The sequence below is a fragment of the Prolixibacter sp. DSM 2831 genome (assembly GCF_056493735.1).
In genome coordinates, this window is sequence record NZ_CM151379.1 from 793,012 (window position 1) to 805,124 (window position 12,113).

Here is a 12,113-nt window from a genome sequence, read left to right on the forward strand (position 1 = left end):
AATTTGAAAGGAGATTTTTATGAATAATATTGATGGGGTAATAGAGATAATTTATATGTAGAAATCCGCATATTTTGTTGGAAATAAGTTCGTGATTGTTTTCCTTCTGTTGTCGAGAAAGATAGGCGTGATAGTATGTAAATAAAAATATTTAAATTTGTAATTATTTCAGAAATTATGATTGACGACACAAAAATAAAATCTTTCCTGGGGCAAAACGGAATCAGTCCGTTACCCAAACGGGTGAAGATTATGCAGTATCTCATCGAGAAGCATAACCATCCGACTGTGGATATGATTTATTCCGAGCTGTTGCACGAAATCCCGGGATTATCGAAGACGACCGTTTACAACACGTTGAAATTGTTTACGAGCAAACGTGTCGCTGTGGCCCTGAATATTGAGGATAACGAAATCAGGTATGATGCTGATACGGCTACTCACGGTCACTTTAAATGCCGCGTTTGCGACGGTGTATTTGATTTTTCGTTGGATCGTGACCAGTTACCGGAGATACCATTAAACGGATTTTCCGTTGATGAGTACCATTATTATTTGAAAGGTGTTTGTTCATCCTGCCGTGAAAAAGGTTTGGGTTAAGAATATCGACACAACTTGAAAAAACGGACTTTGACGTTAATTTTGTACCCAAACAGTGTGCAATCATGGATGAAAAATTTCGGAAACTGAAAACAACTCTACTGGAGCAGGAAAAGTGGCCTTTGCTTTACTTCTTCAAGTTCATCGTCCCGAATGACTCGGATAAAATAGAGCAAGTAAAAGAACTTCTTCCTACTCGGGACAACCTGTCATTTCGAACGAGTCGCGATATCCGCTACATTGCTATCAGCAGTAAGGAAGTGATGCCGGACGCCGATTCCATCATCGATGTGTACGAAAAAGCGGCCGAGATCAAAGGTGTGATTGCGCTGTAAAACTCTCTTCTTATTTGAATTCGCTGAAGAAGAGGTCGAGTGCGGTGTGCATGCCGGCTCCTACACTATCCAGGAAATACCGAAGATTGGGGTAAGCAGGCGATAAATGAGTCCGGTGGTTAAATAATTGGTTGAAACCTTCGGCAAACTCCGGCCTCATATCAAACGTCTGGTTCATGGTTTCCCAAAGTAACCGGAACAGATTTTTCTCCCCGTACAGTGTTTGGTCATCTATCGAGATTACTTTCAGCATTTGAAGGAGCAACTGGCGATCCTTTGCCTCAATGGCAACGGCCATGCCCATGAAAAAATGCCGGAATAGAATTACCAACTCATTTTTATCGTTGTACTGAGGAATCGGAACCGGCAGAAAATTCATCTTCTTCAATAGGCTGACGCCTTCGCTGGTTTGTTGGTTCAGCCCTTTCAGAAAAGCGGTCAGTCCTGCTACGGTTATTTGCTGAAAGATTTTGTCCTTTCCTGCCGGAACATTCACCATCGCCTTGTCCAGCGTTTTTTCACATTTCAGAGAAATATCTGACGCTTCATCGGCTGATGGGGTAGTGAGCAAATGCCACAGCAGCATGGAGCCCTGTTGGAGAAGGAATTCCCATTTTCGGGCTTGCGGGGCATAGGGCACAGTCAATTGGTATTCCCGTGAAGCTTTCAGGTAGTGTCCAAACAAAGTGAATGCTTTCGCGCGAAGCGAACGTAAATGCAGATATTCAGTGTGCTGCCCGCGAAAATCGATGATGCGGTCATCGTTCAGAAAAGATCGCAGAACCTCCGCATTCCGCTTCGATTTTCCCTGTTCAAACTTTTCACAAAGTTCTTTGTAAACATCTCTCGATTCAATATCTTGCTTTTCCATGACTGACCAAATTGGGCGTAAAATTAAGATATTCGGCTTAGCCTGAAAAATCTTCTTTCATCGCGGATTTTTTGTTGAAAAAGAGGTGACATTGGTTAAGGCAAACTAAATTTTATCCTTGTATGAGCTCGACTCCAAATTCTCAATCGGCCAACAGGAAAGGCTTCGGCACAGCTCCTGTTTTTATTACGGCTATTTGTACCATTCTTGGCGCTATCCTGTTTCTCCGTTTCGGGTATGCCGTCGGAACGGTTGGTTTCTTCGGTGTTATCGGTATTATCATTATCGGGCACCTGGTAACCATTCCTACGGCGCTCTCTTTATCCGAGATTGCGACCAACCGGAAAGTAGAAGGAGGAGGCGAGTATTTCATTATTTCAAGAAGTTTCGGACTCAATATCGGCGCAACCATCGGACTGGCGCTTTACTCATCGCAGGCCATTTCCGTCGCATTCTATGTCATTGCTTTTACTGAGGCTTTTTCGCCGTTTTTCGATTGGTGGCAAAGCCATTTTGGCTGGGTATTACCGCGTCAGGCTATCAGTTTACCGGTGATGGCAATTCTGGGAATTGCAATTATAAAAAGAGGGGCCAATATTGGTATGAAGGCCCTTTATATCGTAGCTGCCATTCTTTTTATCGCAATAGGGCTCTTCTTTGCCGGGAAAACGGAATATTTTTCTACCGGTGTTTTTCACCAGATTCCGATGTCAATTAAGAACGTCAACCAGTTCTACATCGTTTTTGCTATCATTTTTCCGGCATTTACCGGAATGACGGCGGGAGTTGGACTCTCGGGTGATTTGCGAAATCCCAAAAAGTCTATCCCGATAGGAACACTAACGGCGACGGTTTTGGGCATGATTGTATATGTATTCATTGCCTGGAAATTGTACGTGTCAGCCAGTCCTGATTTACTATTGAACGACCAGCTGGTAATGGGAAAAATTGCCCTTGGAGGCGCATTGGTTGTGCCCATTGGTTTAGCAGCGTCGACATTGTCTTCAGCACTCGGCTCTGTGCTTGTGGCGCCCCGAACATTGCAGGCGATTGCGCAGGACCACTCTTTCCCTTCCGGGAAGATTAACCGTTTTCTTTCGCGAAATGATGCCCGGCACGAACCGGCCAACGCTTCGATCGTGACGGTTGTTATTGCCTTGGTTTTTGTTGCGTTGGGTAATGTGAATATCGTTGCACAGATTATTTCGATGTTCTTCATGGTAACCTACGGTTCGCTTAACCTGATTTCGTTCCTGAACCATTTTGGCGCCGATCCGTCGTATCGTCCCACGTTCCGCTCGCGTTGGTACATCTCGTTACTGGGATTTTTGATGAGCCTCTGGCTGATGTTCAAAATGAGTTCGGTTTATGCGTTTGTGGCTATCCTGGTCATTTTTATACTGTACCAGGCGATACAGCGTTATCAGCGAAAGCGCAGAGGAATGGCCTTCCTCTTCCGGAATGCATTCTTTCAGTTGAACAGAAGGTTGCAGGTCTTTCTGCAAAAGTCGCGGCGGCCGGTGCGAACGGAACTGTGGCGACCATCGGTGATTAGTGTTTCGCGTACTTCATTTACGCAGTTGAGGACATTCGAGTTGGTTAGCTGGATTTCCTACCGGTTTGGCTTTGGCACTTACATTCATCTGGTTGACGGATATTACTCCAAAGAAACAACGGCAGAAGCACAGAAAAAGCAGGAAGAGCTGATTCAGATGACGACGCAAATTCCCAACCTGGTTTATCTGTATACCATGGTGTCACCTTCCTACACTTCGGCGGTGGCCCAGGTGGTGCAACTTCCCGGTGTTTCCGGAATGGAAAACAATACGTTTGTATTTGAATATGACCGGAAAGATCCGGCCCAGTTGAAGCTCATCCGTGACAATTTTAACCTTGTCAGGGCCGGTGGGTTCGATATTCTTGTGCTGACGACGAATCACATGCCGCCGAACTACAAAGGGGGAATTCATGTCTGGATACAGACGACCGATGTGGAGAATGCCAACCTGATGATTTTGCTGAGCTACATCATCACCAGTCATCCATCGTGGAGTAAATCACCTATCAAGATATTTACGATTAGTCCGAAAGATGAAATGGTGGAAGTCAGGAACACCCTCGAAAAGTTGTTGAAAGAAGGCCGTTTGCCTATTTCCCCGTTTAACATCGAAATTATTCCGCATGATAAAGATACCGGGCTTCGAAAACTGGTGGTCGATCGGTCGCACGATGCCGGATTGACGATGATTGGCTTTGAATCGTCGCAGATTAAACATGACGATGACTTATTTCAGGGTTATGAAAATCCCGGAGACATCCTGTTTGTGAACTCGAGATTTACTAAATCGCTGGAGTAATCATCCAACTGGAATGAATATAAAATGGACTCATTCTGAGGGAAGTTATGTCGGAATGCGCAAAAAAATTGATATCTTGAGAGAAACTAACCACAACCAAACTAAAGACCTTGAAAGGCATTATTTTCGATATCAAGCGCTTTGCTGTGCACGATGGTCCCGGCATTCGAACGACCGTTTTTCTGCAGGGATGTCCGCTTCGTTGCTGGTGGTGCCATAATCCGGAGAGTCAATCACTGGTTTGTTCCACCTGGCAAAAACATGTAGCCGTGAGTGGAAAAATCTTTCAGCAATCAAAAAAATCCGGCTACGAAATCGACTCAACTGAACTGTTCCTGGAAATTCAGCGTGATGAAGTTTTTATGAACGAATCGGATGGTGGCGTGACCTTCTCCGGAGGTGAACCATTGTATCAACCCGAGTTTCTGTTCGAGGTAATGAAGTTGTGCCGGGAAGCTGGAATTCATACGGTTTTGGATACTTCCGGAGTGGCGTCGGAAAAGGTATTGGATGATTCCATGCCGTTGACCGATTTGTATTATTTCGATATCAAACACCCCGATCCGACTTTGCATATGCACTACACCAATGTGCCGCTGGATCCTATTCTTCGAAACCTTGATCGGTTACTGGAAGCCGGAAAGAAAGTGCAGATTCGGGTTCCGGTTATTCCCGGAATAAATAATCATCCGGAACAGGTTGATAAATTGAAAGAGTTAGTGGCGCCGCGATTGGAAAAAATAGAAGGAATCGACTTTTTGCCGTATCATGCAACCGGAAGTCATAAATATCAGGCACTACAGATGGAAAACCGGATGAATGGAATTCCGACCGTGAAGAAGGAGGAGCTATACGATTTGGCAGAGGTATTTCGGATTATGGGGGCAAAAGTGTCAGTTGGAGGATAAGAGGTGTTGGAATTAAATCAACAACAAGAGTTTCTATTCAAAAATGAACGAACGAATCAAACGACTTCGCCAGGCATCGCTTGATGCGCCCAATTGTCTTTCGGCAGAACGGGCTTTGCTGATTACCGAATTTTATAAGAGCGACGCAGCCCATGGTGTTTCTTCGCCGCTGATGCGAGCGATGGCTTTCCGCTACATTTTGTCCAACAAATTTATTTGTGTCAATCCCGACGAATTGATTGTGGGTGAACGAGGACCGGCTCCCAAAGCGACTCCTACTTATCCCGAAATCAATTTGCATTCGATGAAGGACCTGGAAATTCTGCATTCGAGGGAGAAGGTCTCTTTTGATGTTGATGAAGAGTTTCGAAAGGTTTATTCGGAAAAAGTAATTCCGTTTTGGAGCGGGAAAACCAACCGGGAACGAATCTTTGGTAACATGACTCCGGAATGGCTGGCTGCATACGATGCTGGTATATTTACGGAGTTTCAGGAGCAACGGGCTCCGGGGCATACGGTTGCCGGAGCAAAGATCTTCCGCAAGGGGATGCTCGATATTATCGATGACATTTATCTGGCTAAGAAGGAACTGGATTTCATGAACGATCCGGCAGCCTATGATAAGCGCGAGGAGTTGCGTGCCATGGAAATTGCTGCCCGGGCTTTGATTGATTTTGCCGAACGGTATGCAGTAAAGCTTGACCGAATGACTCAGATGGAAACAGATTTAGTCCGGAAATCTGAATTGCATCAAATGGCTGAGATTTGCCGTCGGGTTCCGGCTCATGCGCCGCAAACCTTTCATGAAGCGTTGCAACATTATTGGTTTGTGCATGTGGGAGTGATTACGGAGTTGAATCCGTGGGACTCGTTCAATCCCGGTCGCCTCGATCAGCATTTGTATCCTTTCTTCCGGAAGGAAATTGACGAAGGAACGCTTACAAAAGAGAAAGCCACTGAACTGTTGCAGTCTTTCTGGGTAAAGTTTAATAATCACCCGTCGCCGCCCAAGGTGGGGGTTACAGCTTTGGAAAGCAACACCTACACCGATTTTGCTTTGATTAACCTGGGAGGAGTGAAGCCCGATGGTTCGGATGCGGTGAACGAACTTTCTTATTTGCTGCTCGATGTGATTGAAGAGATGCGGATTCTTCAGCCTAGTTCCATGGTGCAGGTCAGCAAAAAGAATCCGGAAAGATTTTTGCGAAGAGCCGTCAACATTGTGAAAACCGGTTTTGGTCAGCCTTCGCTTTTCAATACCGACGCGATTATTCAGGAATTGGTTCGACAAGGAAAATCGCTTGTCGATGCGCGAAATGGTGGCGCGAGCGGCTGTGTGGAAACAGGAGCATTTGGAACAGAAGCTTATTTTCTGACCGGATATTTCAATCTTCCCAAAATATTGGAGCTGACATTGCATAACGGTCGCGATCCCCACTCAGGAAGACAACTGGGCCTGCAGACCGGCGACCCCGGCCAGTTTAATGCTTACGAGGATTTGTTGGAAGCATTCCAGCGACAGCTGACTTATTTTATCGATTTAAAAATCAGGGGAAATAATACGATTGAACGCATTTACGCCATTCACATGCCGGTGCCTTTTTTGTCTCTCATCATTGATGATTGTGTCGCAAGAGGTATCGATTACGTCGCGGGCGGCGCCCGGTACAATACCAGTTACATTCAGGGAGTTGGTCTGGGGTCTATCACCGATTCACTGACAGCGCTCCGAACGCACGTTTTTGAGAAAAAGGATATTGCCATGGAGCAGTTGTTGGAAGCAATGGGACGTAACTTCGAGGGATACGAAGATTTGCGCTACCGTTTGCTTTATGAAACTCCGAAGTTCGGGAATGATGACGATGTTGCAGACGAACAGGCAGTGCAGGTGTTCGAACGATTCTTTAAAACAGTTGACGGTAAGCCAAATACTCGTGGAGGCGTTCATCGCATTAATTTACTGCCGACTACCAGCCATGTGTACTTTGGAAGTGTGATGGGAGCGATGCCGGATGGGAGACAAGCCGGATTGCCCCTTTCAGAAGGAATATCGCCGGTACAGGGAGCTGATGTTCATGGGCCGACGGCTGTGGTGAAATCGGTGGCGAAAATAGATCATCTGCGAACGGGAGGTACATTGCTAAACCAAAAATTCTCGCCCGATTTCTTCGCTGATGAAACCGCTATCGCGAAGGTTGCCGCGTTGGTTCGTGCTTATTTCCGTCTCGACGGTCATCACATACAATTCAACGTGGTGTCAGCAGACACGCTACGTAAAGCGCAGGAAACTCCGGAAGACTACCGAGATCTGATTGTTCGCGTGGCCGGATACAGCGATTATTTCAACGACCTGGGAAAAGATCTGCAGGATGAAATTATCCGCCGGACGGAACATTCGGAAGTTACCAGCTAGTTTTTTGGGGGAAGAAAAATTCGTCTGCCTTTGTGACAATTTGATTGCAAACTTCACGTTAGCATTGTATCTTTCGACTTCTTGCATGTGATACTGACTACTTATTGTTTACCGGATGAATGAAGGGCTGAGTAATGTGCGGTGGCAGCCGCCTGAGAACTGGTTGCAGGTCGATACCATTGATATGCATACAGGAGGAGAACCTTTGCGAATTATTGTTGATGGGCTTCCTGAAATTCCCGGACAAACCGTCCTGGAAAAACGTCGTTATTTCCGAAAACATTTGGATCATATCCGGAAGGCCCTGATGTGGGAACCACGCGGGCATGCCGATATGTACGGAGCTGTTTTGACGACTCCGGTAACGCCCGATGGCCATTTCGGGGTATTCTTTATGCACAACGAAGGGTATTCCACTATGTGCGGCCATGCGATTATAGCGTTGGTGAAATTTGCCCTCGAAACCGGTTTGGTACAGTATCCGAAAGATGGGTTGATTCGCATCGATGCACCGCCCGGACGGATTGACGCTTTCGCGGAAATGAAAGGCAACAAGGTCGTGAAATCGTCATTTCACAACGTTCCTTCGTTTGTCTTGTTGCAGGATAAGACAGTAGATGTTCCGGGTTTTGGCAATATCCGGTTCGATGTGGCTTACGGCGGAACATTTTATGCATTTGTCGATGCCGATGAAATTGGCTTGGAATTGGTACCGCAGCAAATTAGCCGGATAATTGATTTGGGCAGAAAGATAAAAAAAGCGGTGGTCCGGAATTTTGACATTCTCCATCCGTTTGAGGCAGATCTCAGCTTTTTGTACGGAACCATATTCACGGGGAAACCGAAAGATAGAAAACATCATAGCCGGAATGTTTGCGTTTTCGCTAATGGCGAAGTCGACCGTTCGGCGACAGGTTCAGGCGTGAGCGCCCGGGCCGCACTTCATGCCGTGAAAGATGGTTTGGAAACGGGGGAAAAGCTGATTATCGAAAGCTTGATTGATACAACGATGGATGTGGAAATAGCCGATGTTACTTCATTCGGGCCTTATTCTGCCGTTGTTCCCAATGTAGCCGGAACCGCATTTTTTACAGGACAGCATCGCTTTTTGATTGATCCGGATGACCCGTTGAAAGAAGGATTTTTAATTAGATAAACAGGTTTCTAACCTCCCAATTTGGTTGATATGATTCGTTTACGTTCGCTCTTACTTCTCAGTTTACTGCTCGTTTTTCAGGCGGTACAGGCTCAAACATTAACACTCGAACAACGACTGAAAGCGCTTCCCGATGTCTATTCGGTGAAGCCGATGGAGAGCAATGAGTTCTTCAAGCAAGCGTGGGTGGTTATGGTGGCGCAGCCACTCGATCACCAGCATCCCGATAAAGGCTTTTTTACGCAACGAGTGATTGTATCTCATCTCGGTTACGATAAGCCGGTGGTTTTTATTACGGAAGGCTATGCCGGCGATTATGCTGCCACTCCAAAGTATTTGAACGAACTGAGTTTGGTCCTCGATGCCAACCAGATTTTTGTGGAACACCGGTTTTTCGGTAAGTCGGTTCCCGATTCGATTGATACCAAATGGAAATACCTTACGGTAGAAAATGCTGCAGCCGATGATCATCACCTGGTGCAGATGTTCAAGAAGATTTATCATGACAAATGGATAAGTACGGGAATTAGTAAAGGTGGTGAGACCTGTTTGTATCATCGGGCACTTTACCCGAAAGATGTTGATATTTCGGTTCCTTATGTGGCTCCGTTGAACTTCTCCCGGGAAGAGCGCCGTGAGCCGGCTTTTATCGAGCACATCACGGGAACGAAAGAAGGACGAGCGAAAGTAGCAGCTTTCCAACGTCAGGTGCTGGAGCGGCGGGACCAGTTGTTTCCAATGTTTCAGACACTTTGTGACGAGAAGAAATATACCTTCCGAATTCCCTTGGAGGCAGTTTATGATTACTGCGTACTGGAATATTCTTTTTCGTTCTGGCAATGGGGACACGACATTGATGAAATTCCCGCTCCTGATGCTCCGGACCAGGAAATTTTCGATCACTTTGTTCAGGTTAGCTCACCCGAATATTTCAGTATCGAAGGCAGCAAAGGATTTCTTCCTTTCTTCGTTCAGGCTGCACGTCAGTTGGGATATTATGCATATGATATGAAGCCTTTTGCCGATTTGATGACCATTAAAAGCACGGAAGGTTATCTTAGTAGGATTTGGTTACCCAAAGAGGCCCGTTTTCCTTTCTCATCGGCAATGAGTGAGAAGGTAGATAAATATCTTCGCTCCGACGCAAAACATGTCTTGCTGATTTACGGCGGCTGGGATCCATGGTCGGCTTCGGCTGCTGAAGCAGGGAAAAACAAGGGCGTGATGAAAATCGTGAAACCGGAAGGCAGTCACCGTACCCGCATCATGAATTTGCCAGACAACTTACGTCAGCAAGCCATCGACACCCTGAAAGTTTGGTTGAGCGAATAGTTGCTAAGCCGTTTCTTCCTTTAAGCGGGCGAAATAACGCCTGGCTTCTTTCATCACTTTCGGCGAAAGCAGAAGAGCGGACACCATTGTGGGAATAGCCATTAGCGCAAACGCTCCGTCAATGAGGCTAATGATAACCGTCAAAGTGGAAGTGGCCCCGACCAGGATGGAAGCAGTGTAAATCACGTGATAGACTTTTACCCAACGCGTACCGAACAGGTAAGTGACGCATTTTCCTCCGTAATACGGGAATGCGAATAGACTGGTTATTGCAAAAATCAGGATGCTGACAATTAATATGTAAGGGCCGTAAACCGGTATCCCTTTCTCGAACGCTTCCGCGGTCAGCGTAATTCCGTTCACATCGGGGTGTTGCCACATTCCGGTTAAGATAATGGTTAGCGCTGTCAGACTACAAACCACTATGGTATCGATAATTGGTCCAAGCATCGCTACGAGGCCTTCCCTCACAGGTTCGCTCGTTTTGGCGGCTCCGTGAGCCAGCGGTGCCGTTCCCAGTCCGGCTTCGTTGGAGAATGCGGCCCGTCGCACACCGGTTATCAAAACAGCTCCCATCGCTCCTCCGGCAACAGCTTTCCCCGAAAAGGCATCGGAAATGATTAGCTGAAAGCCTGATAAAATATTTCCCGGATGACTGAAAAGAATGTAGAAAACGGCAACAAGGTAAACAACCACCATGAGCGGTACCAGCCGGCCCGCTGCCCGTCCGATTCGTTTGACACCACCAATAACAACCAGCGCTACAATTCCGGCAATAACCAATCCTGTACCGAGGTTGGTGAGGAATCCGGTTTTCACTCCGTTGGGAATCAAAATAACATCGCGGATAACCTGGGTTAGCTGGTTCGTCTGGAACAAAGGACTTACCCCGATCAGACAAACCACACTGTAAAACACGGCCAATGGTTTCCAGTTTTTTCCCAAACCTTCCGTAATAAAATACATGGGGCCTCCCTGTATTTGTCCGCGGTCGTCCCGGCCACGGTACATAATCGCCAGCGTATTGGTGAAAAACTTGGTGGCGACGCCAAGCAGGGCGGAAACCCACATCCAGAAAATAGCGCCCGGCCCTCCGGTAACGATGGCCACCGCCACACCACTAATATTTCCCATTCCAATGGTGGATGCGAGCGCTGTTGACAAAGCCTGATAATGGTTTAACTGGCCCGGTTCGTCGGGGTTATCGTAGCGCCCTGTCAAAATGTTGACAGCATGACGCAGATAACGAAAAGGGATAAAACGTGAATAGATGAGAAACCAGCTTCCACCGCCGAGTAAAAGGATGAGAAGAGGGGTGCCCCAGGCAATGTTGCTGAATTTGATGATGAATTGTCCGATATTTTCCAAAGGAAGTGGTTGATTTGGTTCAGGATCAAAGATAGGAATTTCGGGGAACGACCAAAATTTGAGACAGAGCAGCCATAGCTTGTGTGAAGGAAGTCACTTTCCCGGATACGGAAATTTCGTTATTTTACCCACATGAAGAAGTATCTGAAAAGACAATGGGAGCAGTTTAAAAAGCAATCGCTCCTGGGAAAAATATTCGATGTTGTTATCCTGGTCATTTTGATTGGACTGGTATTCCCGCCTACGCGGAAACCGGTAGCATCGTTGCTGATTCGCACCACGTTGATGGCACCGGGCAAAGACGATCACAGCATCAAGTTATCGAATGAAGATTACCAGTTCGGATTATACGACCTGAATGGAGGAGAACACAGTTTTGCTGAGTTTAAAGGCAAGCCGGTGTTTTTTAACCAATGGGCAACCTGGTGTCCTCCGTGTGTGGCGGAATTGCCAACCATCCAAAAGTTATACGATGACTATGGAAATAAAGTGGCTTTCGTTATAGCCACGCATGAATCTCCGGCTAAAGTCAAACAGTTTATCAGTGATAATGGCTATACCTTTCCGGTTTATATCGTTCGCAGCCAGGTTCCGGGTGTTTTTCAGACACGTAGCATTCCGGCGTCGTATGTTATATCACCCGATGATAAATTGGTGTTACGAAAAAAAGGAGCCGCCGATTGGAACAGTTCAAGGGTGAGGAAGATGTTTGATGATATGATAAAATAGGCATGTTTTTGATTTGAATGATATTTTAATGCCATAACAGAACA

The 12,113-nt window shown here is 46.4% G+C and carries 10 protein-coding genes; 8 read left to right on the plus strand and 2 right to left on the minus strand.

Annotated elements, in window-relative coordinates; translation table 11 throughout:
• Nucleotides 1-177 precede the first annotated feature (177 nt).
• The gene (locus tag AC060N_RS03105) at nt 178-600 is read left to right on the plus strand and encodes a Fur family transcriptional regulator (RefSeq protein ID WP_106542942.1); all 423 of its coding nucleotides are present in this window, start codon (nt 178-180) and stop codon (nt 598-600) included.
• Between the two features lie 65 nt (nt 601-665).
• Complete coding sequence (locus AC060N_RS03110; RefSeq protein ID WP_479525835.1) at nt 666-935, plus strand: hypothetical protein; 270 nt, start codon at nt 666-668, stop codon at nt 933-935.
• A gap of 10 nt (nt 936-945) precedes the next feature.
• Here the strand turns inward: AC060N_RS03110 and AC060N_RS03115 are convergent, their stop codons facing one another.
• Nucleotides 946-1,806, minus strand: a complete 861-nt coding sequence (locus tag AC060N_RS03115) for a hypothetical protein (RefSeq protein WP_479525836.1) — start codon at nt 1,804-1,806, stop codon at nt 946-948.
• A gap of 122 nt (nt 1,807-1,928) precedes the next feature.
• Between AC060N_RS03115 and AC060N_RS03120 the strand changes: the two genes are divergently transcribed.
• The 5 genes from AC060N_RS03120 (at nt 1,929) to AC060N_RS03140 (ending at nt 9,972) form a co-directional block, all read left to right on the plus strand.
• A complete protein-coding gene (locus tag AC060N_RS03120) occupies nt 1,929-4,163 on the plus strand; it encodes an APC family permease (RefSeq protein WP_479525837.1) in 2,235 nt (744 codons plus the stop codon).
• Nucleotides 4,164-4,273: 110 nt separating this feature from the next.
• On the plus strand, nt 4,274-5,071 hold the full coding sequence (locus AC060N_RS03125; RefSeq protein WP_479525838.1) for a glycyl-radical enzyme activating protein: 798 nt from the start codon (nt 4,274-4,276) through the stop codon (nt 5,069-5,071).
• 43 nt (nt 5,072-5,114) lie between these two features.
• Complete coding sequence (hypD, locus tag AC060N_RS03130) at nt 5,115-7,484, plus strand: trans-4-hydroxy-L-proline dehydratase (RefSeq protein WP_479525839.1); 2,370 nt, start codon at nt 5,115-5,117, stop codon at nt 7,482-7,484.
• A 115-nt stretch (nt 7,485-7,599) separates the two neighbouring features.
• On the plus strand, nt 7,600-8,640 hold the full coding sequence (locus AC060N_RS03135) for a proline racemase family protein (protein WP_479525840.1): 1,041 nt from the start codon (nt 7,600-7,602) through the stop codon (nt 8,638-8,640).
• Nucleotides 8,641-8,670: 30 nt separating this feature from the next.
• Nucleotides 8,671-9,972, plus strand: a complete 1,302-nt coding sequence (locus AC060N_RS03140) for a S28 family serine protease (RefSeq protein ID WP_479525841.1) — start codon at nt 8,671-8,673, stop codon at nt 9,970-9,972.
• A gap of 3 nt (nt 9,973-9,975) precedes the next feature.
• Here the strand turns inward: AC060N_RS03140 and AC060N_RS03145 are convergent, their stop codons facing one another.
• Entirely contained in the window at nt 9,976-11,340 is a 1,365-nt protein-coding gene (locus AC060N_RS03145) for an alanine/glycine:cation symporter family protein (protein WP_479525842.1), read from the minus strand.
• A gap of 132 nt (nt 11,341-11,472) precedes the next feature.
• Between AC060N_RS03145 and AC060N_RS03150 the strand changes: the two genes are divergently transcribed.
• On the plus strand, nt 11,473-12,069 hold the full coding sequence (locus AC060N_RS03150; protein ID WP_479525843.1) for a TlpA family protein disulfide reductase: 597 nt from the start codon (nt 11,473-11,475) through the stop codon (nt 12,067-12,069).
• Nucleotides 12,070-12,113: the final 44 nt, after the last annotated feature.